The following is a 24,038-nucleotide window of genomic DNA, read 5'->3' on the forward strand; positions in this document are numbered from 1 at the left end:
CTCGACGATCACGGAAGGGTGAATTACCGTCGTCGGCGTGGCGATCGGGGGATGGCGCCTGCTGAGCAGCAGTGCGTCCAGTGCACGGACCGTTGTGGCGGTCGACTTCACCCTGGCCAAGGTCCGGGCCCAGGCCGGCTTCGGCGACCTGGCACCGCACCTGCCGGGCGACTGCGCACTGTGGGCGACCGACGAGACCGGCTGGCCCGCCACCCCCGGTGACCCCCACGCACACGTCGCCGCGTGGCGGGACCGGGCGGCCGGGCTCGGAAACTTTCATGCCGTGCTCGGGTTCTGCGCGGGCGGCGCCCTCGCCGGAGCGCTGGCCCCGGCCGGCGCGCGCCTGGTGCTCTTCGACCCGGTCCTCGTCAGCTCCCGAACGATCGCCGAGCACTACGCCGATGCGGTGCGCCGCACCGGCACCGAGCCCGACCCGATCCCGGACGCCGGCGCCGCCGACGCGGAGGACCTCGCCGCCCGCTACGCGGTAGTGGCCCGCAAGGTCCTGGGCGACCAGGGCGTCCCCGACTCGATCATCGAGCAGCTGGGCGGGCGGGTCGCGGTCAACCTGCGGTACCTGGCGATGAGCCGCGCCGCCGGCTACGACAACCTGCGCCCGGACCTGCTCGTGCTGTCCCGCGACCACGAGGTCCCGGCCGCCCTGGCCGGCGCGCCGGCCGTCCGCCTCGAGGCGACCCAGGAGCAGCTGCTGGCCGCCCCGGCCGCCGCAGCCGCCGCGGTGCCGGCATGAGCGGTACGGAGCGCAGCGGAGTGGCCGCTCGTCAGTGTTGCAGGGTGGAGCTCAGGCCGGCGCCGGAGCCTGCGGAGGTGGCGGCATGAGCGCGCTGAGCCGCAAGGAGGAGGCGTTATGGCTGTTCCAGCGCCTCGTGCCCGGCGTCGCCGTCGACAACCAGCCCCTCGCGGTGCGCACCTCGGCCCCGCTGGACCCGGCCGCGCTGGAGTCGGCGACCGCGCAGATCCTGCGGCGCTACCCCACCCTGTGCACCCGCTTCCCCGAGGTGGACGGCGTGCCGGTGCGCGAGCGCACCGCGCCCGGGCCCGGGGACGTCCAGGTCGCCGTGCTCACGACCGCCGAGGCGAAGCTCGGCACCGTCCTCACCGAGCTCGCACTGCGCCCCTTCGACCTGACGAGCGAGGTGCCGCTGCGGGTGTACGGCATCGCCCTCGACGAGGGTGGCAGCGTCATCTGCCTGGTGTCGCACCACATCGTGTTCGACGGCGCGTCCGGTGGCGTGGTGCTGCCGGACCTCGCCACCACCTACCACCGCATCGCCGGCGGCCGGCCCGTCGCGGAGCCGGCCGCGGCGCCGGTGTTCGCCGAGCCGGCGGCGTCGGCGGAGAGCCTGCGGTACTGGCTGCGCCGCCTCGACGGCGTCGACCCGGCCCGCCTCGCGCTGGCGTCGGCCCGCCCGGAGCCGCCCCGGCCCACGTTCGCCGGGGCCCGCTTCGAGCGCGACCTCGACCCGGCGCCTGTCGCGCGGCTGCGGACCCGGCTGCGGGTCACCGACAACATGGTGCTGCTGGCCGCCTTCGCCGCGCTCCTGGCCCGCCACGGCGCCGGGCCCGACCTCGTCATCGGCGTGCCCGCCAACCGCCGCCGCCCCGGCGGCGTCCCCGCCGTCGGCTACCACATCAACACCCTGCCGCTGCGCCTCACCGTCGAGGTGACCCGCGGCTTCGCCGACCTCGCCGCCCAGGTCCGCGACCGGCTCGTCGAGGCCCTCGAGCACGCCGACGTGTCGTTCGAGCACCTCCTCGGCGAGCTCCCGGCCGGCAGCTGGCGCTCGCCGCTGTTCCGGCACATGTTCAACTTCCTGCCCCCGGCCCAGAACGCCGCGCCCGGCGAGCTGCCCGACGCCGAGTGGGTGACCGTCGACCTGGGCGCCGACCGGCACGACATCCAGTTCGTCGTCCTCGCCGGCCCCGGCCGGGTGGCGCTGCAGGCCGTGTACAGCACCGAGATCCACGACGAGCGCACCGCCCGCGCGCTCGTGGCCCGCTACGAGCTGCTCCTGGCCGCCGCCGCGGCCGACCCGTCCCGGCCGATCGCCGAGCTTCCACTGTGGACGGACGCGGAGCGGCTGGCGGCTTTTCCGGGCCTTTCGACGGTACCGTCGCAGCCTGTCGCGGCGGCCATCGCCCGGCGCACCACGCGGTCGCCCGGCGCGCCCGCCCTGATCGAGCCCGACGGCACCGTCCACTCGCGGCGCTCCCTGGCCGGGCGGGCCGCCGCCGTCCGCGCACACCTGACCGCGCAGGGGGTCGGCCGCGGTGACGTGGTCGCGGTGACCCTGCCGCGCGGGCCCGACCTGGCCGCGGCCGTGCTCGCCGTGTGGTCACTCGGGGCGGCGTACCTGCCGATCGACCCCCGCCAGCCCGCGCCGCGGATCGCCGAGCAGCTCGCCCGGGCCGGCGCCCGGGCGACGGTGGACGGCGCCGTGGACGGCGAGGCCGAGCACGGCGCCCTCGACCGGGGGCTGCTGGCCGTCGAGCCGGACGACCTCGCCTACGTCATCTTCACCTCCGGCTCCACCGGCCGGCCCAAGGGCGTGCAGATCGCGCACCGCGCGCTGGCCAACCTCGTGCGCCACTTCGCCGCCGAGCTCGACGTGCACGAGACGGACCGGGTGCTGTGGCTGACGACCTTCGGGTTCGACATCTCCGCGCTCGAGCTGTTCCTGCCCCTCGCATACGGCGGCGGCGCTGTCGTCGCCCCCGATGCCGCCCAGACCCACCCGCCGCTCATGCTCGAGCTCGTCGCCCGCCACGACGTCGCCGTCGTCCAGGCCACCCCGACGATCTGGCGCCTGGCCGCCGGTGCGGTCACCGGCGAGCTGCGCGGGCGGCGCCTGCTGTGCGGCGGGGAGCCGCTGAACGCCGCGCTCGCCGAGCGGCTGCTGCAGACCGGCGGCCTGCTGTACAACGTCTACGGCCCGACCGAGACCACGATCTGGTCCAGCTGCGCCCCGATCGCGGCCGGGGTCGCCGACCCGGTGAGCATCGGCGCGCCGATCGCCGAGACCGTCTTCCACATCATCGACGACTACGGCCAGGACGCCCCGCCCGGCCTCGTCGGCGAGCTGTGCATCGGCGGCACCGGCCTCGCCCGCGGCTACGCCGGCGCGCCCGAGCTGACCGCGCAGCGCTTCCCCGACGACCCGGCCCGCGGCCGCCTGTACCGCACCGGCGACCTCGCCACCTGGCGCGACGACGGCACCGTGACCCTGCTCGGCCGGGCCGACCGCCAGGTGAAGCTGCGCGGCCGGCGGATCGAACCGGGCGAGGTCGAGGCCGTCCTGGAGCGCCACCCGCAGGTCACCGCCGCGGCCGTCGTCCTGGCCGGAGACCCGCAGGGCGACGGGCGGCTCGTCGGCTACCTCCAGCCCGCCACCGCCGACGCGGCGTCGGTGCGGCGGTTCGCGGCCGCGCACCTGCCCTACTGGCTGGTCCCCGCCGAGCTCGTGGTGCTCGACGCGCTGCCGCGCAACGCCAACGGCAAGGTCGACCACCGGGCGCTGCCCGAGCCGCCCCGGCCGGAGGCCCCCGCCGCCCCGCCCGGCACCGCCGCCGGGCCGGTCGTGGCGCTGTTCAACACCGTCCTGGGCCGCGACGACCTGGGCCCGGCCAGCAACTTCTTCACCAGCGGCGGCCACTCGCTGCTCGCCGCGATCCTGGCCGCCCGCCTCGGCGACGCGCTCGGGCGCGAGGTCTCGCTGCTCGACGTGTTCGACGCGCCGACCCCGGCCGAGCTGACCGCCCGCCTGTCCCTGGAGGGAGACGCATGAGGACCGTCCCCGATCTGCTGCGGCAGGCGGCCCGGCTGGTGCCGGACCGGGCGGCCGTCGTCCTCGACGGCGGCGAGCGGCTGACGTTCGCCCAGCTCGACGCCCGCTCGGACGCGTTCGCCCGCGGGCTGCGCGAGCACGGCGTCGGGCCCGGCGACCGGGTCGCCCTCGCGCTCGGCGGCGAGGCGTGGCCGCAGTACGCCGTCGCCTACTTCGGGGCGCTCAAGCTCGGCGCCGTCGCGCTGCTCGTCGGCAACCGGTTCGGGCCGGACGAGCTCGGCCGGATCGTGTCCGGCTACGGCGTGGCCCGGGTCGTGCGGGCCGGTGACGACCTCGGCGCCGGGCACCCGGGCGAGCCGCTGCCGGTGAGCGTCGAGCCCGGCGACGCGGCCGAGGTCGTGTTCACCTCCGGCACCACCGACCGGCCCCGCGGCGTCGTCGCCACCCACGCCAACCTCCTGCGGGCCCAGGTCGCCTGGCCGACCGCGGCCCGGGCCAACCAGCCGTGCGCGCACGCCCTGCCGGTCGGCTCGGTCGCCGCCCAGGCCGTGCTCCTCAACTGCATCGGCGGGCAGCACACGCTCCTGGCCGCGCCCGCGTTCACCGTCGCCGGGTTCACCGCGCTGGCCGCCCGGGAGGGGGCCGTCACCGTCTGCCTGGTCCCGGCGATGGGCCACTGGCTGGTCCGGGCCGCGCCGGGCGAGGCGACCCCCATGCCGTCGGTGAAGGGCGTGAGCTTCTCCGGGGCGCCGCTGCCCATACCCATCATGGCCGACCTGGCCGCCGTCTTCCCCAACGCGGCGTTCCACAACTTCTACACGTCGACGGAGACGTACCCGGCCCGCGTCGCCACCCGCTTCGACCCGGCCCGCCCCGAGGCCGTCGGCCGCCCGGTCGGCTCCAGCGCCGTCCGCGTCACCGGGCCCGACGGTGCCGAGGTCGCGGCGGGGGAGACCGGCGACGTGTGGCTGCGGGCCGGGGGAGCACCGCCCCGGCGGCTCCTGGACGCCGACGCGCAGGCCGGCCGGCCGATCGCCGCCGGCGACGGCTGGACCCGCACCGGCGACCTCGGCTACGTCGACGCCGAGGGCACCCTGTTCCTGACCGGCCGCGCCGGTGACATCGTCATCGTCGGCGGCTTCAACGTCGCCACCGCCCGGGTCGAGCAGGTCCTGACCCGGCACCCGGCCGTCGCCGAGGCCGCCGTCTGCGGCGCCGACCACCCCGTCCTCGGCGAGATCGTCGCCGCGTTCGTCGTGCTCAGGCGCGGCCACGCCGAGGCCACGGCCCGGGACCTGCGCCGCCACGCCGTCGAGCAGCTGACGAGGGCCGAGGTGCCCGCCGTCATCCGGCTCGTCGAGGACCTGCCCCGCAACGAGGCCGGCAAGGTCGTCAAGCGGGACCTGCCCGCGCTGCTCGACGCCCCGGGCGCGGTTGGCTTCGTGGCGCCGCGCACCGACCTGGAGCGCGGCCTCGCCGCCGTCTGGGCCGAGGTCCTGCAGTCCGGCGCGGTCGGGGCGGCCGACAACTTCTTCGAGATCGGCGGCGACTCGCTCGCGGCCACCCGCATCGCCGCCACCGCCCGCGAGCGCCTGGGCGTCGACGTCGACACCATCGCCGTGCTCGAGGCCCCGAGCGTGGCCGAGCTGGCGCAGTACATCGTGGAAAGGGAACACCGATGAGCGCACCCTCCGCCGACCTGGACACCGCCGCGACGCTGCTGCGGGACCACCCGGGCGCCACCGATGCCGCCGCCCTGCGCGCCGCCGACGGCCGCCGCGTCCTGGCCGTCGTCCCCGACCTGGCCACCGCCACCGTCGACCTGCGCGACCACCTGTGGGAGACCCTCGACCCGGCCGACCTCCCGGACGTCCTCGTCGCCGTCGACACCCTGCCCGCCGACGCCGCCGGCCTCGACACCGAGGGCCCGGGCAGCCACACGTTCCGGGCCCCGTCCACGCCGACGGAGGAGGACCTGGCCGAGATCTGGGCCGAGACCCTGGGCCGCCCGCGGATCGCCGCCGACGACAACTTCCTCGACCTCGGCGGCGACTCGATGACCGCCGCGCTGCTGCTGGACCTGACGAACGAGCGCCTCGAGGCCGGCCTCACCCTGGGCGACCTGCTGTCCGCGCCGTCCCTGGCCGCGATCGCCGAGATGATCGACCGGGCCCGATGACCACCGCGCAGGCGGTGTACGCCATCGTCGACGAGGTCCTCCGGGGAGTCGACGGCGCACGCCCGGTCCGGCCCGAGGACGACCTCTACGACCTGGGCTTCGACTCGCTGCTCATCGCCCGCACGGCCGCCCGGGTCCGCGAGCGGCTCGGCGTCGACCTGCCCCTGGCCGAGTACTTCAACGCCGGCACCGTCGCCGAGCTCGCCGCCGCCGTGGAGTCGGGCCGATGAGCACGGCGCCGCTCACCGCGGCCCAGCAGCGCCTGTGGTTCCTGGCCCAGCTCGACCCGGCCGCCCTCGATTACCACATCCCCCTCGCCTACCGGCTCGACGGGCCGCTCGACACCGCCGCCCTGGCCGGGGCGCTCGGCGACATCGTCACGCGCCACGGTGCGCTGCGCACCCGGTTTCCGCTCGACGGCACGGACCCGGTCCAGGAGATCCTGGACGGCTGGCGCCCCGACGTCCCGGTCCTCACCGTGGCCGGGGACGTCACCGGCGCGGTCGCCGAGCTGGCCAACACCCCGTTCGACCTGACCGCCGCGCCGCCGCTGCGCGCCGCGATCGTGCGGGTCGCGCCCGACGCGCACATCTTCGTCCTCGTCCTGCACCACATCCTGGCCGACGCCCGGTCCCTGGACCTGCTCCGCGACGAGCTCGCCAAGCAGTACACGGCCAGGCTGGCCGGTGAGGCGCCCGCCCTGCCACCGCTCGCCTTCCAGTACGCCGACCACGCCGCCACGCCCCGCCCCGACCGGTCCGCCGCCCTCGCCTACTGGACCGAGCAGCTCGCCGGTGCCCCCGCGCTCGACCTGCCGACCGACCACCCGCGCCCGGCCCGCCGCGGTACCGACGGCGCGTTCGACGGCTTCGACCTCGGCCCGGAGCGCGGTGCCGACCTGCGCACCCTCGCCAAGGCCGGCCGCACGACGCCGTTCATGACCCTGAGCGCCGTCTACCTGGCCCTGCTGGGCCTGGCCACCGGCCAGGACGACATCAGCGTCGGCACCCCGCTCAGCGGCCGCAACCGCACCGAGGTGGAGCCGCTCATCGGCTACTTCCTCGACACCGTCGTCCTGCGCGCGGACCTCTCCGGCGACCCGACATTCCGCGAGCTCCTGGCCCAGGTGCGCTCGACGTGCCTGGCGGCGTACCAGCACGGCGACATCCCGGCCCGCGGGCAGCTGTTCGACACCATGTTCGTCGTCCACAGCGGCGCCGAGGACCACGGCCTGGCCCTGCCGGGGGTCACGGCCTCGTACTTCGACCCCGGCCACCGCTCGGTGAAGTTCGACCTGACACTGGAGTGCTTCACCGGCGGCGGCGCGCTCAAGGTCGTCGCCCAGTCCCGCCGTGACCTGTTCGACCCGCCGACGATCGCGAGCCTTGTCGCCCGCTTCGGCGCGCTGCTGCGCCTGGCCGCCGCCGACCCGGACGCGCGCCTGTCCACGCTGTTCGCCCGCATCACCGAGGCCGAGCAGGGGCCGTGGGCGTGCGCCGGGCCGGCCCCGGCCGGGCACGTCTTGGACCTGATCGACTTCACCTCCGCCGCACCGGCCGTCGAGCACGGCGCGACGGTGCTCTCGTACGCGGAGCTCGACGCCCGCGCCCGCCGCCTGGCCGACCGGCTGCAGGGCCACCGCGGACTCGTCGCCGTCCAGCTCCCGCCCGGCATCGACCTGATCGTCGCCCTCCTCGCCGCCTGGCGGGCCGGCGCCGGCTACCTGCCCCTGGACCCCGACGCCCCGCCGCGCCGGATCGCCGACCAGCTGGCCGGCAGCGGCGCCGGGCTGCTCGTGACGGCCGACGGCATCCAGCGCCTGGACAGCGGGGCGGACACCGCGCCACCGGCGTACGCGATCTTCACCTCCGGCTCCACCGGGCACCCCAAGGCGGTCGCCGTCGCGCACACCGCCCTCGCCGTGCGGGTGCGCTGGATGCGCGACCGCTACGGGCTCACCGCGGCCGACCGGGTCCTGCAGTTCGCGGCGCCGACGTTCGACACCTTCGGCGAGGAGGTGTACCCGTGCCTCGCCGCCGGCGCCACCCTCGTCATCCCGACCGGCGCCCGGGCGGAGCTCCCCGACTTCCTGAAGACCGCGCCCGGCCGGCGGCTCACCGTCCTTGACCTGCCCACCTCCTACTGGCACGAGCTGTGCACCGACCCGGCCGCGCTCGCCTGGCCACCCGGTCTGCGCCTGCTCGTCCTCGGCGGCGAGCAGGTCCGGGCCGACGCCCTGACCCGCTGGTTCGAGCACGTCGGCGACCGGGTCGAGGTGCTCAACACCTACGGGCCGACCGAGGCCACCATCATCGCCACCGCGGCCCGGCTCACCCCGGCCGACGCCACCGGCCGCCCGCCGATCGGCCACCCCATCGGCGGCACGTGCGCCCACATCGTCGGGCTCGGCGCCGCACCGGTCCCCGACGGCGTGGCCGGCGAACTGGTGCTCGGCGGCCCCGGGCTCGCCGACGGCTACCTCGGCCGGCCCGACCTGACGGCCGAGCGCTTCACCGGCGGGCACTACCGGACCGGTGACCGGGCCCGCCGCCGGCCGGGCGACGGGGCGCTGGAGTTCCTCGGCCGGGTCGACGAGCAGCTCAAGGTCCGCGGCTACCGGATCGAGCCCGGCGAGGTGGAGGCCGCCCTGCTCACGCACCCGGCGATCGCGCACGCGGTGGTCGGTGCGGACGGGGACGGCGGGCTCGTCGCCCACCTCGTGCCCGTCGCCGGCGGGCCGGCCCCGGCCCCGGCGCAGATCCGGGCCCACCTGGGTGCGCTGCTGCCGCCGTACCTGCACCCGCGGGCCTTCGCGTTCGTCGAGCGGCTGCCGATGACCCGCCACGGCAAGGTCGACCGGGCCGCCCTGCCACCGGTCGCCCCGGCCGGTGGGGACGGGCGCGGCCCGGCGAGCGACGGCGAGCTGCTCGTCGCCGCCGTCTGGGAGGCGGTGCTCCAGGTGCGCGGCGTCCGCGCCGACGACGACTTCTTCGACCTCGGCGGGCACTCGCTGCTGGCCACGCGGGTCGCGGCGCGGCTGCGATCGGACGCCGGGGTCGAGGTACCGCTGCGGACGATCTTCGAACACACGACCGTCGCCGGCCTCGCCGTCGCCGTCGAGGAGCTGCTGCTGGCCGAGATCGACGCCCTCGACGACGACGAGGTGCGGCGGCTGCTGGCCGCGGAGGCGGAGGAGTGACCGGGCTTGTCGGGCCGGGGGCGACGCTCGTCGATGCCGTCACGGGGGAGACGTGGTCGGGCGAACGGCTCACCGCGGCCGTGGAGGAGCCCGGCCTGCTGGTGGCGCCGCTGCGGGCGGACGGGGCGTCGGTCCTGCGCTACCTCGGTGCGCTCGCCGCCGGCCGGCCGGTGCTGGCGTGCGACCCGGCCGCCGCCGCCGAGCTCACCGCCCGGTTCGGCGGTGCGACGGACCTGCACCCGCAGCTGGCGCTCATGCTCGCCACGTCCGGGTCGACCGGGCGGCCGCGGCTCGTGCGGCACTCCCGCACCGGGGTCGTCGCGGCGGCCACCGCGATCGTCAAGGCGCTGCACATCGGCGCCGGCGACGTGGCGATCACCAGCCTGCCGCTGTTCCACGTCCTGGGCCTCAGCGTCCTGCACAGCCACCTCCTCGCCGGGGCCACCGTCGTGCTCGAGCCGCGCGGCGTGCTCGACGCCGGCTTCTGGGCGAGCGTCGAGCGGTACGGGGTCACCGCCATCACCGGCGTCCCGCACACGTTCGAGCTCCTCGCCCGGCTGCCGTGGGAGCCCGCGCGCAGCCCGTCCGTGCGCAGCCTCGCCGTGTCCGGCGGGCGGCTGCGCGACGAGCTCGTCGGGCACTTCCACGCGAAGGCGGCCGCGTCCGGGGGCGCGTTCTACTCGATGTACGGGCAGACCGAGGCCGGGTCCCGGATCTGCGTCCTGCCACCCGAGCACCTCCCGGCCAAGGCCGGCTGCGTCGGCCCGCCGGTCGACGGCATGGACCTGGCGATCACGGCCGACGGCGAGGTCGTCTGCCGGTCGGCGGCGGTGATGCTCGGCTACGCCGAGACCGCGGCCGACCTCGCTCGCGGCGACGACCTCGGCGGCGTGCTGCACACCGGCGACCGCGGGCGGCTCGACGCCGACGGGCACCTGTGGCTGGCCGGGCGGCGCAACCGCATCGGCAAGGCGTACGGCGTGCGGGTCGACCTCGACGCGGTCGAGCTGGCCGCCGGGGCCGTGGCGCCGGCCGCGGCCCTCGCCGGGGACGACCGGGTCCTGGTCTGGTGCGAGGGTCTCGCCCCGGCCCGCGGCGACGAGGTGGCCCGGCGCGTCGCGCACGAGCTCGGCATCCACCGCACCGCGGTGCGGGTCACGGCGGTCGCGGGGCTGCCGCGGCGGGCCAACGGGAAGGTGGACTATGACGCGCTCCCCGTATGAGGAGCTGAGCCTCGCGTTCGGCGACGCCTCGGTGCCGTACCTCTACGGCCACGACTGCACGCCCGCGCTCGCCGGCGCGCTCGTCGACCGGCTCGCCGCGGGGCCGGCCGGCCTCGACGCGGTGCTGCTCGTCACCGACGACGGGGTGCGCGGGCACGCCGCCGCGGTCGCCGCCGAGCTGGCGCGGCACGTGCGGGTGGCGACGGTACCCCTGCAGGCCGAGGAGCGGCACAAGACGCTCCCGACGGTGCAGCACCTGCTCGAGTCCGCCGTCGCGCAGGGGCTGACCCGGCGCTCGGCGATCGTCGCGATGGGCGGCGGCACCGTCGGCAACATCGCCGGGCTCGCCGCCGCGCTGCTGTTCCGCGGCACCCGCCTGGTCCACCTGCCGACGACGCCGGTGGCCGCGTTCGACGCCACCGTCTCGCTCAAGCAGGGCGTGAACCTCAGCGCCGGCAAGAACCTGGCCGGCACCTACTTCGTGCCCACCCTGATCGCCTGTGACCTCGCCTGGCTGGCGACGGTGCCCCGCCACGACCTGCTCACCGGGATGGCCGAGATGGTGAAGAACATCCTCGTCGCCGCGCCCGAGCTGGAGAAGAAGCTCGTCGTCGCGCTTGACGGGGCACCGCCCGACCTGCGCGCCCTGCTGGAGGTCGGGGTCGAGGCGAAGGCGCCGTTCGTCGCGGCCGATCCCCGGGAGCGGGCCGGCGCGCTCATCTTCGAATACGGGCACACCGCCGGGCACGCCATCGAGTTCGTCAGCGGCGGCACCATCCGCCACGGCGAGGCCGTCGCCTGGGGGATGCTCATCGCGGCCGAGGTCGCCCGGCGCCGCCACGGCCTGGCCGCGCCGGACGTCGCCCGGCACCACCGGCTCACCGCCCTGCTGGACCTGCCCGCCGCCCGCACCCGCCTGCAGGCCCTGGACCGGGGCGCGATCCGGGCCGCGCTGGCCGCCGACAACAAGCGCGGCTACGGCCCCTGCGCCCCCGGCGAGGTTCTCATGGTGCTGCTCGACGGCATCGGCCGCCCGGTGCCCGGCCCACCCGGCGGTCCGCCGCTGGTCCCCGTCCCGGTCTCGGCGGTCATCGACGCATTGGAGGAGCTGTGAGCGACAAGGGGCTGTCCGTCGTCATCCCGGTCAAGGGCCGGGTGGAGGCGATGCGCCGGCTGCTGGCCAGCCTCCGCGAGTCGGCGGCGGCCTGCGCCGAGCCGGTCGAGATCCTCGTCGTCGACGACTCCGGGCCGCCGGACACCCGGGCCCACACCGCGAGCTGCGCGACCTACGACGCCCACTACCTGCGCGGCCCCCGGCACGTCGGGGCCAAGCGCAACGCCGGCGTCCGGGCCGCCGCCCACGACCTGGTCCTGTTCATCGACTCCGACTGCCTGGCCACCCCGCAGCTGCTCCAGCGGCACGCCAAGACGCTGCGCGACGCCGGCGACGACGTCGGGGCGGTCGCCGGGCCGACGTTCGTCCAGGGCGTCGACAACGCCATGTTCCGCATCATGGCCCGCTCCAGGCTGCTGAACTCCGCGTTCGAGTGGCCGGCCCAGGCGTCACGGGTCGGCTGGGCGACGACATCGAACCTGGCCGTGCGGCGCTCGGCGTTCGAGGCCGTCGGCGGGTTCGCCGAGCGGCCCCTGACCGTCGTCGGCGGTGAGGACGTCGACCTCGGGCTGCGGCTCACGGCGGCCGGGCACGCGATCGTCTGCGACCCCGAGGCCGTCGTCGTGCACGACAAGAGCAGCATCGAGTCCCTCGGCACCGTCTGCCGGCGCCTGGTCACGTACGGCCGGTCCGGCCAGTGGCTGCTCGACGTCCACCCGGACCGGGGCCGGCCGAAGCTCAACCGGGTGAGCGCCCTGTCCGCGACGGCCGTGGCCGGGGCCGCGACCGCACCGGTCACCGCGGGCGCCGGGCTGCTGCTCCTGCCGGCCGTCGCCGCCGTCCTGCTCGCCGTGGACGCGAAGGAGCGCCTCGGCACCGACGCACCCACGCCGGCCGCCATCGCCGAGTCGATCGCCTGCGCCGGGCTCGACTGGTGCTTCGACCTCGGGGAGTTCGTGGCCGCCTGGCAGCTGGGCCGGCCCGACCGGCTGTTCAGCGGCTTCGGCTGGACCGACGAGGGGTTCGTCTGGGACCGCGAGCCCGCCAACCGGTACGGGGGCTGACGGTGCTGTACCACGGCCGGATCGCGGCGGTCACCGGCGGCACATCGGGCGTCGGCGAGGCGATCGCGCGGGCGCTGGCCGCCGCGGGCGCGGCCGGGCTCACGATCGCCGGGCGCGACGGCGGGCGCGGCGAGCGGATCGCGGCCGAGCTGACCGCCCAGGGGTGCCCGACCCTTTTCCTGCCGGGCGACCTGGCCGACGCCGACACGGCCCGGGCCGTCGTGCTGCGCACCGTCGAGTGCTACGGCCGCATCGACGGCCTGGCCAACTGCGCGGCCAGCACCGAACGCTCCACGCTTGACACGACCACCCCGGAGCTGTTCGACCGGATCATGGCCGTCAACGTCCGCGCACCGCTGCTGAGCATGCAGGAGGCGATCCGGGACATGCGCGGCCGCGGCGAGCCCGGCGCCATCCTCAACATCATCTCGACCGAGGCGTCGGGCGGCGCGCCGTACCTCACCGCCTACGCCACCTCCAAGGGCGCCCTCGCCACCCTGACCCGCAACGTGGCCGCCGCGCACCGCTTCGACCGTATCCGGGTCAACGGGATCCTGCTCGGCTGGACCGAGACCCCGCACGAGGACGCCGTGCAGCGCCGGTATCACGGCGCCGGCGACGACTGGCTCGCCGCGGCCGCCGCGAAGGCCCCGATGGGCCGCCTGGCCCAGCCCGACGAGATCGCCGATCTGGCCGTCCTGCTGCTGTCGGACCGGGGCGGCATCATGACCGGCTCGCTCATCGAATACTCGCAGGACTGAACGGGGATTGCCTTGTCGACGGACACCGGCCTCAGCGCCGCCCGCGCCGAACTCCTGCGCCGCCGCCTCCAGGCCCGCCGCGCCGAGCGCGGCGCCCCGGCGATTGCGACGCGCGAGGATGCCGTACACCCACCGCTGTCCTTCGCCCAGGAGCGCCTCTGGTTCATGGACCAGCTCGTCCCCGACACCGCCGCCTACACGGTGCCGATCGCGGTCCGGCTCCGCGGCGACCTCGACGCCGACCGGCTCCAGGCCGCTCTCACCGCCGTCGCCGCCCGCCACGAGACGCTACGCACCCGGTTCGTCGCCGACGCCGACGGCCGCCCGCAGGCCACAGTCGTCGACGCGCCCGCCGTGGCGCTGGAGCGCTACGCGGAGTCCGGCGAGACGGCGGTGCGGGCGATCGTCGCCGAGTTCGGCGCCCGCCCGTTCGACCTGACCACCGGAGCGCTGCTGCGGGCCGCGCTCGTCCGCGTCGGCGACGATGAGCACGTCCTCGCCGTCATCCTGCACCACATCGCCTCCGACGGCTGGTCCATCGACGTGTTCCTCAAGGATCTGCTGCACGCCTACACCGGCCGCGACCAGCCGCCGCTGCCGGTCCGCTACGGCGACTACGCGGCCTGGCAGCGGACCCGCTACAGCGGCGAGCGCCTGGCGCGCGACCTCACCTTCTGGCAGAAGCAGCTGGCCGGGGTACCCCCACTCGACCTGCCCACCGACCGCCCCCGCCCGCCGGAGCCGTCCTTCCGCGGCGCCGGGCACGTCATGGAGTACGGCGAGGAGCTCAGCCGGGCCGTCGCCGCGCTCGGCCGCCGCTTCGGGGCCACCCCCTACATGACGCTGCTCGCCGCCTTCCAGACCCTGCTGTTCCGCTACGCCGACCAGGACGACTTCGCCCTCGGCTCCACCGTGGCCGGCCGCACCCTGCCCGAGCTGGAGAGCGTCGTCGGCCTGTTCGCCAACGTCCTCGCGCTGCGGGCCGACCTGTCCGGGGAGCCGACGTTCGCCGAGCTCGTCGGGCGCGTCCGCGAGCGGGTCCTCGACGCGTTCGACCACCAGGAGACCCCGTTCGACCGGCTCGTGACCCATCTGCGGATGCCCCGCGACGTGTCCCGCTCGCCGGTGTTCCAGGCCACGTTCACGATGCTCAACTACCACCGCGGCGGCGGGCTGCCCGACTCCGGCCTCGGCGTCGAGCCGTTCCCGATCGACGCCCGCCAGACGCGGTTCGACCTGGAGCTGTACCTCTTCGACCCCGACGTCGCCGGCCTGTCGGGCTTCTTCACGTACAACACCGACCTGTTCACCGCGGCCACCATCGCGCGGATGGCCGGCCACCTCGAACGCATCCTGCACGCGGTGGCCGCCGACCCCTCCGTCGCCGTCAGCCGCATCCCGCTGCTGGACGCCGGCGAGCGCGACGGCGTCCTGGCCGCGGCCTGCGGGCCCACGGTGGACCTCGCGCCGAGCACGCTGCACGCCCGGCTGGAGGAGCGGGCCCGCCGGACGCCCGACGCACCCGCAGTCGTGTTCGAGGGTCGCGCGCTCTCCTACCGCGAGCTGGACGCGCGCGCCACCGCGCTGGCGGCCGGCCTGCGCGCCCAGGGCGCCGGACCGGGCCGGATCGTGGGCGTCCGGCTGGAGCGCGGCCTCGAGCTGGCGGTCGCGCTGCTGGCGGTGCTGAAGTCGGGCGCCGCCTACCTGCCGCTGGACCCGGACAATCCACCGGACCGGATCGCGTTCATGGTCCAGGACGCCGCCCCGGTCGCTGTGCTGTCCACAGTGGACCTGAGCGGGCCGGTGCCCACGGTGGACCTGGCGCCGCTCGGATCGCCCAACGACGTCGCCTACGTCATCTACACCTCCGGCTCCACCGGGAAGCCCAAGGGCGTTCCCACCACGCACCGGGCCATCCACAACCGGCTCGACTGGATGCAGCGCACCTACGACCTCGGTGCGCACGACGCCGTGCTGCACAAGACGCCTATCGGGTTCGACGTGTCGGTGTGGGAGCTGTTCTGGCCCCTGCTGAGCGGGGCCCGCCTGGTCATGGCCCGGCCCGGCGGTCACCGTGACGCCGCCTACCTGCACGACCTGATCGCCGCCGAGCGGATCACCACCGTCCACTTCGTCCCGTCGATGCTCGCCGTGTTCCTGGCCGAGCGCGGGAGCCCGGCGAGCCTGCGCCGGGTGATCGCCAGCGGTGAGGCGCTCCCCGTCGACCTGGCCCGCACCGCCCTGCAGCGGCTCGGGTGCCCTGTCTACAACCTGTACGGGCCGACCGAGGCCGCCGTCGACGTCAGCTGGTGGGAGTGCACACCCGAGAACCTCGACGGGCTGGCCCGGGTCCCGATCGGGCGGCCGATCCAGAACATCGAGCTGCACGTCCTGGACGCCGCCGGCGCGCCGGTGCCGGTCGGCGTCCCCGGTGAGCTGCACATCGGCGGCGTCGGCGTCGCCGCCGGATACCTCAACCGGCCCGAGCTCACCGCCGAGCGGTTCCGCAACGGCCGGTACGCCACCGGCGACATCGCCCGGCGCAACCCCGACGGCACCCTCGACTACCTCGGCCGCCGCGACGACCAGGTGAAGCTGCGCGGCATGCGGATCGAACCGGGCGAGATCGCGGCCGCCCTGCGTGCCCGGCCCGGCATCCGCGACGCCGCCGTCATCGTCCGCGAGGACCGGCCCGGCGACCAGCGCCTCGTCGCCTACGTCGTCGGCGAACCGGACGGCGACCTGCGCACCGCGCTCAAGCAGGTCCTGCCCGACGCGATGGTCCCGGCGGCGTACGTGCCGCTCGACGCGCTGCCCGTCACCGCCAACGGCAAGCTCGACCGGCGCGCCCTCCCGGCACCGGCGGTCGAGGCCCGGGCGCAGTTCACGGCGCCCGCCACCGCCTCCGAGGTCGCCATCGCCGGCGTCTGGGCGGCCGTGCTCGGCGTCGCCCGGGTCGGGGCCGACGACGACTTCTTCGACCTCGGCGGCCACTCGCTGCTCGCCACCCAGGTCGTCGCCAAACTCCGCCACGTCCTGCCCGCGCCCGTCAGCGTCATGGACGTGTTCAAGCACCCGACGGTCCGCGGCCTCGCCGCGCTCGTCGACACCCCGGCCGAGGCCCGCGGCCCGAAGCGGCTCCTGCACGAGCTGACGAGGCCGATCCCCCGGGGCAGCCGGCAGCTGACCCTCGTCTGCCTGCCCTACGGCGGCGGCAGCGCCATCGTCTACCAGCCCCTCGCCGACGCCCTCCCGGCCGGCCACGCCCTCTACGCCCTGGCCATCCCCGGCAACGACGTCGGCCTGGAGGAGCAGGGCGCCGCCTTCGACGACCTCGTCGCCGCCACCGTCGCCGAGATCCAGGAGCGCATCGACGGGCCGATCGCCGTGTACGGGCACTGCGGCGTCGGCGGCGCGCTGGCGGTCGCCGTCGGTTGCGCCCTCGAGGCGGCCGGCCGCGAGATCGAGACGCTGTTCATCGGGGCGATCTTCCCGTTCGCCCGGCCGAAGGGGCGCTTCGCGCAGCTGCTCAGCCGGTTCGAGCAGCTGCGCAGCGACAAGGCGTACAGCAACTGGCTCACCTCGGTCGGCATCGACCTGCGTGACCTCGGCCCCGACCAGGTCCGGGCGATGGTGCGGGGGATGCGCCGCGACAGCGTCGCCGCGGAGGAGTACTTCACCGACCTGTGGCGCCGCGGCCCGGCGCGGCTCAAGGCCCCGATCGTGTCGATCGTCGGCGAGCGCGACGACGAGACCATGTACTACCAGGAGCGCTTCCGCGAGTGGCACTTCCTCAGCGAGCGCACCGCGCTGTACGTCCTCGACGAGGCCGGCCACTACTTCCTCAAGTGGCGCGCGGCCGAGCTGGCGGCCATCCTCACCGCCCGGCTGCCCCACGAGACGAAGGTCGAGCACGGCACCGCCACCTGGCGCCTCCAGGACGTGTCGTCCACCGCGGTCCGCCCGGCCGGCCCCGATCCGAGCATGCGCCGGTTCCTCGCCGTCGCGGCCAGCCAGCTCGTGTCGATGACCGGCACGGCGATGACGGAGTTCGCCGTCCCCGTCTGGATCTTCATGCAGACCGGGTCGCTGTTCCGGCTCGCGCTGTTCTCCACCATCGCGCTCGTGCCCGGCCTGCTGGTGCTGCCGGTCGCCGGGGCCCTCGTCGACCGGCACAGCCGCCGCGCGGTCATGCTGGCCGGCGACGGCGCCGCGCTGGCACTGCAGGCCGTGTTCCTGGCCCTCATCGTCACCGACCGTCTGCAGATCTGGCACATCTACCCGCTGCTGTCCGGCCTGTCGATCGCGCTGACCTTCCAGCGGCTGGCGTACTCGTCGGCCGTGCCGCAGCTGGTTCCGAAGCGCTACCTGGGCCACGCCAACGGGATGGTGCAGGTCGGCGCCGGCGTCGCCCAGTTCCTCGTCCCGGTCGCCGCGGTCGGGGTCATGGCGGCGATCGGCCTGGACGGGATCCTCGCGCTCGACGTGTGCAGCTACGCCGTCGCCGTGCTCGTCCTCGCCCTCGTGCGGTTCCCGGGGCTGATGGGGTACCGCCGCAAGGAGCCGATGGGCCAGGAGGTCCGCAGCGGCTTCCGCTATGCCATGGGCACCCCCGGCTTCCGGGCCATGCTGCTGTTCTTCGCCGTGGTCAACCTGTTCCTGGGCCCGTCCCTCGTGCTCATCCAGCCGCGCGTGCTGAGCTTCGCCGGCCTGCACGCCGCCTCCCAGGTCGCGGTCGCGGGCGGCGCCGGCGTCGTGGCCGGCGGCCTCATCATGGCGTTCTGGGGCGGCCCGGCCCGCCGCCGGATGCGCGGCGTGCTGCTGTCCGCGCTCGCGTTCGCCCCGTTCGCGGCCCTGGCCGGCGTCCACCGCAGCGTGTGGCTGATCGCGGCCGGCGTCTTCGGCATGTTCGTCGCGCTGACCGTGATGAACGCGATCTACACCACGATCATCCAGGTCAAGGTCCCGCCGCGGGCCCACGGCCGGGTGTTCGCGGTCAACACGGTCTTCGCCTGGGGCACGCTGCCGATCGGGTTCCTGCTCATCGGCCCCGGGGTCTCCGCGGCGATCGGCCTCGGCCCGACCTACCTGACCTTCGGTGCCGCGATCGCCCTCATCGCCGGGGTCTCGCTGTGGTACCGCCCGCTCGCCCGCTTCGACGCGGAGGTCCCCGACACCGAGCCCGAAGACCTGATCGGCCTCGTCGAGCTGCGCAACCGGCCGGTGGCGTGATGGTCGAGGTGTACACCACCGCCCCCGCGTCCGTGGAGCCCGACGGCTCCGCGTTCCGCCGCCGCCTGGCCGAGGTGACCCGCTGGACGGACGCGGCCGGCCACACGGGCCTGCTCGTCTACTCCGACAACACGCTCATCGACCCCTGGCTGATCGCCCAGCTGATCCTGGAGCGGGCCGCGCGGGCCGTGCCCCTCGTCGCGGTCCAGCCGGTCTACTGCTCGCCGTACGCCGCGGCCCGCATGGCGGCCACCCTCACGTTCCTGCACGGGCGCCCCGTGCATCTCAACCTGGTGACGGGCGGTTCCCGGCAGCATCTGGAGGCGCTCGGCGACGGCGGTGTGGGGCACGACGAGCGGTACGAGCGGCTGTCCGAGTTCGCGACGGTGCTCCGGCAGCTCCTCGAGTCCCCGCGCCCGGTCACCAGCACCGGCCGCCACTACCGCCTGCAGGGTGCGTCGTTGCCGCACCGCCCGCGGCAACCCCCGCGGCTGGTCCTGTCCGGCTCCAGCGAGGCCGCCGTCAAGTGCGCCGACGACCTGGGCGTGCTGCGCTTCGCGTACCCGGTGCCGGTGCGCTCCTATCCGGCCGGCCGCAGCGGCATCCGCCTCGGCGTCATCGCCCGCCCGACCGCCGGCGCGGCGTGGAAGGCCGCCCACGACCGCTTTCCGGGCGACCCGCTGGGGGAGCGCCGCCACCGGGTGGTCGCGAAGCTGTCCGACTCGCACTGGTACGCGGAGCTCGCCGAGGTCGAGGCCTCCGGCGTCTACTGGCTGCACCCGTTCCGGACCTACCGGACGTTCTGCCCGTACCTGGTCGGCTCCTACGCGGAGGTGGGCGCGTATCTGGCGGCGTACTTCGCGCGCGGCGTCGAGTCGGTGATCCTCGACGTCCCGGACGCGGAGGACGACCTGCACCACGCCCGGCTGGCCTTCGACGCGGCCGGCTAGGTGCGGATCGCCCGGGCGGCCGCGGCCCGGCTGCACCGGAAACCCTCAGATGTATAGCGAAAGTATAGCGGCGGGCAAGGATCGCTTGATATCAATCTCCGGACCACACTCCCTTACCCCGGAGTACCACGTGCGGAGATCCCGTCTCGTAAGGCTCGCCCTGGGCGCGGCTGCTGCCCTCGGTGTCACGTTCGGCCTCGGCAGCCCGGCGTTCGCCGCGGCCTCGGATCGGTATGTTGCGCTCGGCGACTCGTACGCCTCGGGCGTCGGCGCCGACAACTACACGTCCGAGGGCGGCGCCTGTCTGCGCAGCAACAACGCCTACCCCGCCCTGTACAACGCCGGCGTCAAGCCCGCCGCGTACCGGTCGGTGGCCTGCTCGGGCGCCACGACCGCCGACGTCATCAACAGCCAGCTGTCCGCGCTGTCGTCGAGCACCACGCTGGTGAGCGTCACCATCGGCGGCAACGACATCGGCTTCACCAGCATCATGACGACGTGTGTGCTGTCCGGCGAGTCCGACTGCATCGCCGCCATCAACACGGCCGAGGCCAAGGTCCGCAACGAGCTGCCGGCCAAGCTCGCGGCCGTGTACAGCGGCATCCGGAGCCGGTCGCCGTCGGCGCGGGTCGTCGTCGTCGGCTACCCGGTCTTCTACCAGCTCGGCACCGTGTGCGTCGGGCTGAGCGCCAACTCGCGGGCGAAGATCAATGAGGGGATCGACCTCCTCGACGACACGACCAGGACCGCGGCCGCCGCGGCCGGGTTCCGGTTCGCCGACGTGCGGTCGATCTTCGTCGGGCACCAGCTGTGCAGCTACGGCGACAAGTGGCTGCACGCGCTGAACTTCGTCAGCCTCACCGTGTCCTACCACCCGACGGCGGCCGGGCAGTCCGGCGGCTACTACCCGACGTTCCGCACCGCGGCGGGCTGAGTGCCGGGACCGGCGCCGGTCGATCAGCCCTGACCGGCGCCGGTCACCGGCAGCGAGACCGGCGCGTGGACGAGCGGGTCGTGGTCGCGCCAGCGCGGGGCCGGCCCGGTCAGGCGCAGGCCCGGGTGGCGGGCGCGCAGGGCGGCGAGCGCGGCGACGGTGGTCCGGCGGGTCAGTTCGGCGCCGGGGCAGTAGTGCCGGCCGAGGCCGAACGTCAGGTGCCGGTTGGGTCGGCGGGCCGGGTCGAACCGGTCCGGGTGCGTGAACACGGCCGGGTCGCGGTTGGCCGCCGCGGTCAGCGCCACCAGCTCCGCGCCGGCCGGGATCGCCACCCCGGCCAGCACGACGGCCCGCGTGGTGCGGCGCAGGACGCCGCGGACCGGTGGTGCGTAGCGGGCGCCCTCCTCGACCGCCGCCGGCAGCGCCGAGTCCCAGGTGCCGGGGTGGGTCAGCAGCGCGTGCAGGGTGTTGGCGATGAGGTTCTGGGTCGTCTCGATCCCGGCGAACATGAGCATCAGGCTGTGCGCCCCGGTGACGTCGTCCACTGTGGAGCGCAGCGCGGTCACGGCGGCGGCGATCGCCTCGAGCCCGGCCCGCCGCGCGGCCGGATCGCGGGCGTCGGCGCTCGCGCGCTCCATGGCCCGGGCCCGCGCGAAGAACCCGGCGCCGGTGTCGCCAAGCACTTCGGCGATGACCCGGGCGGCCAGGGGATGGGCGAAGTCGGCGACGGCGTCGAACGCGGTGGGCAGCTGCGCGGCCAGCTCGGTGGCGTGGTGCTCGACGGGCGGCAGGGCGCGCGGGGCGAGGGACTTGGCCACCGGGGCCCGGCGGGCGGTGTGCTCGGGCGGGTCGAGGAAGAACAGCCAGCGGGCCGACCACTGCGTGAACCCGGCCAGCAGCTCCCGGTCGCCGGCCGGCACCTGCGGGGCGACCCGCGACGAGTACGCGGCCGGGTCCTGCAGCACGGCGACGACCGCCCGGTGGCCGGTGACGACGAACCGGCGCAGGCGCTCGTCCCAGCGGACCGGCGGGTCGCTCATCCCCAGAGCTGCCGCCGCAGGTCGTCGACGGCCGCGACGGCCCGGGTGAGGCGCTGATCGTCGTCGCCCTCCAGCGTCACGTACGGGCGGCCCAGGCGGACCAGCTCGGCCTCGATCGCCTCGTGGAATGCGAGGCGCTCGGCCGGGGTGTTGCGCCGGATGTCGCCGGAGAACTGGCGATCGGGTGCGCACAGGAGGTACAGATGCACAGGTTCCGGCGTTTGCAGCCACGGCGGTGCCGCATCGAACAGGCGCATGCTCCACAGGCGGACGGCCAGCAGATCGGTGTCGGTGAACACCAGCCGGTGCGCGCGGCGGGCCATCAGGTCCTCGGCGGCGGCCTGCCCGCGGGCGGCGAGGGCGATGGTGGCGGGCGTGATGTCGGGGCCGAGCTCCCGCAGCCGCTCCGGCACCCACACGGTGTCGTAGTGCCGCGCGAGCCCCTCGGCAAGCGTCGTCTTGCCCGTCGACTCGGCGCCGATGAGGCAGACGCGGGCGGCGTACCAGGCGCGGACCGGTGGCGGGAGGAAGCGTTCGTAGTCCCACGGGCTCTTGCGGATGCCGGTGCCGGAGACGAGCAGCAGGTGCCGGTTGACCGGGATGCACTCGGCGCCGAGGCGGGCCGCCGTGCCGGGGCCGTCGGGCTCGCCGCTGAACAGGTAGTCGGGCCGGACCTCGGCGAGGATCCGCTCGGGCCACTGCTCCCGCTCGCCCTCGACGGGCGTGACGGCGGTGCCGGGGAACAGTTCGAGCAGCCACGCCCGGCGCACGTCGAACGGGATCGGGTCGTCGTCGCCGACCCGGACGAAGATATGCAGCTCGGCGACGTGCGCCAGGGCGAACTCGATGAGGTAGCGGTGGCCGTCGTGGACCGGCAGGAACCGCCCGAGCACCACGCCGACCTTCCCGTCACCGCCCGGCTCGGGGCCGAACTGGTCGAGGGTGAAGTTCGCCGTGCGCTCGTCGCGGGCCTGGCCGGCGGCCACGTCGAGGTCGGCGTCGCTGGGCGGGGGCGCGGAGTCCTCGTCGTAGTAGGCGAAGCTCCCGCCGTACCAGGCGATGGGCGGAGGGGTTGTCGCGGCGCTCACCACGGCAGGATACGTCCGCGCGGGGCCGCTGAGCTGCTGGGTACGGAACGTGACAGTGCCGCCCGGTGCCCCGCCCGGGCGGCCGGCTGCCTACGAGCCGGGGTAGGGGGTGGCCGCCCGGGCCGTGCGCAGGGCGGCGGCCCACCAGGCGAGCTGGTCCAGGAGGGCCGTCGCGTACTCGCCGGCCTGCGGGTCGAGGGGGGAGCCGTCGCGCCAGTTGGTGTAGTACGCCGGGAACGCCAGGCCGTCGCGGATCGTCACCGCGTGCAGCTCGGTGAGGACGTTCTCCAGGTGCAGGACGGCGTGGCGGCCGCCGGCGGCGCCGCCGTAGCTGACGAAGGCGACGGGCTTCGCCGTCCAGTGGGTGAAGTGCCAGTCGATGGCGGCCTTCAGCGCGGCCGGGTAGCTGTGGTTGTACTCCGGGGTCACGATGACGAACGCGTCGGCGCGCTCGAGGGCGGCGGTCAGCGGGGCCATACCGGCCGGGCGGGGATAGGCGTCTCCGGCGTATTTCGGCGATACCGCGGGCAGCTCCAACGGCAGCGTCACGCCGGCCAGGTCGGCGACCTCGACGGTGAACGCGCCGTGGGCCTCGGCCCGGGCCGTGAACCAGTCCGCGACGGTCGGGCCGAACCGGCCCTCGCGGACGCTGCCGACGATGACGAGCAGGCGATGCGTGATGTCCATACGGGCCAGGTTCGCGGCCGGAGGGCCGCCGGACCAGGCCGCGGCAAGGATGGTAGCGGCGGTGCCCTGCTACGGTGAGCGGCACAGGTCACGAGGGTCAGCGTCAAGCCCCGGCTTGCTGGCCGGCAACCCTCCGTTCGCGGGCGGGGTGCTCCGGGTGATGACCGGGCCCCGCACCACGCCGGTGCCGGGCAAGCCGCGACCGACGGGACTTCACCGTGAGCACAGTGCGCTACCGCCTCGCCACCGCCGACGACGCCGCCGCGATCGGTGCGCTGCATGCCGACAGCTGGCGCCGCCACTACCGGGGCGCCTACGCCGACGCCTACCTGGACGGCGAACTCGTCACCGAGCGCCGTGCCGTCTGGTCGGCCCGGCTCGCCGCCCCGGCCGGCACCCACACCGTCGTGGCCGAGCGTGACGGCTGCCTGGCCGGGTTCGTCCACGTGGTCGTGGGCGACGATCCGGTCTGGGGCAGCCTCGTCGACAACCTGCACGTCGTGCGGGAGCGGCACCGCAGCGGCATCGGCACGCAGCTGCTGGCCCGGGCGGCCGCGGCGGCGGACGGGCCGATGTACCTGTGGGTGCTGCGGCAGAACACGGCGGCGCAGGCGTTCTACCGGGCCGCCGGCGGCGTGTCGGCCGGCTCCGCCACCGTCGCGGCGCCCGGCGGCGACCCGGCCCGCCTCGTCGGATCGCCGCAGAAGCTCCGGATGGCCTGGGCCGACGTCACCGCCCTGGTGAGGCGCCGCCGTTGACGG

General features: G+C 75.5%; 17 protein-coding genes and 1 riboswitch. Of the genes, 14 read left to right on the forward strand and 3 right to left on the reverse strand.

Annotation, left to right across the window (positions count from 1 at the left end; genetic code table 11):
• Positions 1-37: 37 nt before the first annotated feature.
• The 13 genes from Dvina_RS26315 (at position 38) to Dvina_RS26375 (ending at position 20,462) form a co-directional block, all read left to right on the forward strand.
• Positions 38-751: a hypothetical protein gene (locus tag Dvina_RS26315; protein WP_223105116.1), complete on the forward strand. Its 714-nt coding sequence runs from the start codon at positions 38-40 to the stop codon at positions 749-751.
• An 85-nt stretch (positions 752-836) separates the two neighbouring features.
• Entirely contained in the window at positions 837-3,806 is a 2,970-nt protein-coding gene (locus tag Dvina_RS26320) for a non-ribosomal peptide synthetase (RefSeq protein WP_223105117.1), read from the forward strand.
• Entirely contained in the window at positions 3,803-5,488 is a 1,686-nt protein-coding gene (locus tag Dvina_RS26325; RefSeq protein ID WP_223105118.1) for an AMP-binding protein, read from the forward strand. Before Dvina_RS26320 ends, Dvina_RS26325 begins: the two co-directional genes overlap by 4 nt.
• Positions 5,485-5,985, forward strand: a complete 501-nt coding sequence (locus Dvina_RS26330; RefSeq protein ID WP_223105119.1) for a phosphopantetheine-binding protein — start codon at positions 5,485-5,487, stop codon at positions 5,983-5,985. Before Dvina_RS26325 ends, Dvina_RS26330 begins: the two co-directional genes overlap by 4 nt.
• Positions 5,982-6,215: an acyl carrier protein gene (locus Dvina_RS26335; protein WP_223105120.1), complete on the forward strand. Its 234-nt coding sequence runs from the start codon at positions 5,982-5,984 to the stop codon at positions 6,213-6,215. Before Dvina_RS26330 ends, Dvina_RS26335 begins: the two co-directional genes overlap by 4 nt.
• Positions 6,212-9,184: a condensation domain-containing protein gene (locus Dvina_RS26340; RefSeq protein WP_223105121.1), complete on the forward strand. Its 2,973-nt coding sequence runs from the start codon at positions 6,212-6,214 to the stop codon at positions 9,182-9,184. The genes Dvina_RS26335 and Dvina_RS26340 overlap by 4 nt, the downstream gene beginning before the upstream one ends.
• Positions 9,181-10,407 carry an AMP-binding protein gene (locus Dvina_RS26345; protein ID WP_223105122.1) on the forward strand — a complete coding sequence of 409 codons (1,227 nt, stop codon included), beginning with the start codon at positions 9,181-9,183 and terminating at the stop codon, positions 10,405-10,407. The genes Dvina_RS26340 and Dvina_RS26345 overlap by 4 nt, the downstream gene beginning before the upstream one ends.
• Complete coding sequence (locus tag Dvina_RS26350) at positions 10,388-11,521, forward strand: 3-dehydroquinate synthase family protein (RefSeq protein WP_223105123.1); 1,134 nt, start codon at positions 10,388-10,390, stop codon at positions 11,519-11,521. Before Dvina_RS26345 ends, Dvina_RS26350 begins: the two co-directional genes overlap by 20 nt.
• Positions 11,518-12,585, forward strand: coding sequence for a glycosyltransferase family 2 protein (locus tag Dvina_RS26355; RefSeq protein WP_223105124.1), 1,068 nt, complete (start codon positions 11,518-11,520; stop codon positions 12,583-12,585). Before Dvina_RS26350 ends, Dvina_RS26355 begins: the two co-directional genes overlap by 4 nt.
• Before the next feature lie 2 nt (positions 12,586-12,587).
• On the forward strand, positions 12,588-13,346 hold the full coding sequence (locus tag Dvina_RS26360) for an SDR family oxidoreductase (protein WP_223105125.1): 759 nt from the start codon (positions 12,588-12,590) through the stop codon (positions 13,344-13,346).
• Between the two features lie 12 nt (positions 13,347-13,358).
• Complete coding sequence (locus Dvina_RS26365; protein ID WP_246656462.1) at positions 13,359-18,578, forward strand: non-ribosomal peptide synthetase/MFS transporter; 5,220 nt, start codon at positions 13,359-13,361, stop codon at positions 18,576-18,578.
• Positions 18,578-19,528 carry an LLM class flavin-dependent oxidoreductase gene (locus tag Dvina_RS26370; protein ID WP_223105126.1) on the forward strand — a complete coding sequence of 317 codons (951 nt, stop codon included), beginning with the start codon at positions 18,578-18,580 and terminating at the stop codon, positions 19,526-19,528. The genes Dvina_RS26365 and Dvina_RS26370 overlap by 1 nt, the downstream gene beginning before the upstream one ends.
• A gap of 130 nt (positions 19,529-19,658) precedes the next feature.
• On the forward strand, positions 19,659-20,462 hold the full coding sequence (locus Dvina_RS26375; protein WP_223105127.1) for an SGNH/GDSL hydrolase family protein: 804 nt from the start codon (positions 19,659-19,661) through the stop codon (positions 20,460-20,462).
• 23 nt (positions 20,463-20,485) lie between these two features.
• On the opposite strand, the gene Dvina_RS26380 is transcribed toward Dvina_RS26375, so the two are convergent.
• The 3 genes from Dvina_RS26380 to Dvina_RS26390 all read right to left on the reverse strand — a co-directional run bounded on the left by Dvina_RS26380 (position 20,486) and on the right by Dvina_RS26390 (position 23,277).
• Positions 20,486-21,502 carry a cytochrome P450 gene (locus Dvina_RS26380; protein WP_223105128.1) on the reverse strand — a complete coding sequence of 339 codons (1,017 nt, stop codon included), beginning with the start codon at positions 21,500-21,502 and terminating at the stop codon, positions 20,486-20,488.
• Positions 21,499-22,590, reverse strand: coding sequence for an AAA family ATPase (locus tag Dvina_RS26385; RefSeq protein WP_223105129.1), 1,092 nt, complete (start codon positions 22,588-22,590; stop codon positions 21,499-21,501). Before Dvina_RS26385 ends, Dvina_RS26380 begins: the two co-directional genes overlap by 4 nt.
• 90 nt (positions 22,591-22,680) lie before the next feature.
• Positions 22,681-23,277 (reverse strand): NADPH-dependent FMN reductase, encoded by a 597-nt coding sequence (locus Dvina_RS26390; RefSeq protein ID WP_223105130.1) that lies wholly within the window; start codon positions 23,275-23,277, stop codon positions 22,681-22,683.
• 86 nt (positions 23,278-23,363) lie between these two features.
• A riboswitch (SAM riboswitch) is annotated at positions 23,364-23,481 on the forward strand.
• 14 nt (positions 23,482-23,495) lie between these two features.
• Between Dvina_RS26390 and Dvina_RS26395 the strand changes: the two genes are divergently transcribed.
• Positions 23,496-24,035, forward strand: coding sequence for a GNAT family N-acetyltransferase (locus Dvina_RS26395; protein ID WP_246656463.1), 540 nt, complete (start codon positions 23,496-23,498; stop codon positions 24,033-24,035).
• Positions 24,036-24,038 lie beyond the last annotated feature (3 nt).

The sequence above is a fragment of the Dactylosporangium vinaceum genome (assembly GCF_019904175.1).
In the GTDB taxonomy this organism is placed as follows: Bacteria; Actinomycetota; Actinomycetes; order Mycobacteriales; family Micromonosporaceae; genus Dactylosporangium; species Dactylosporangium vinaceum.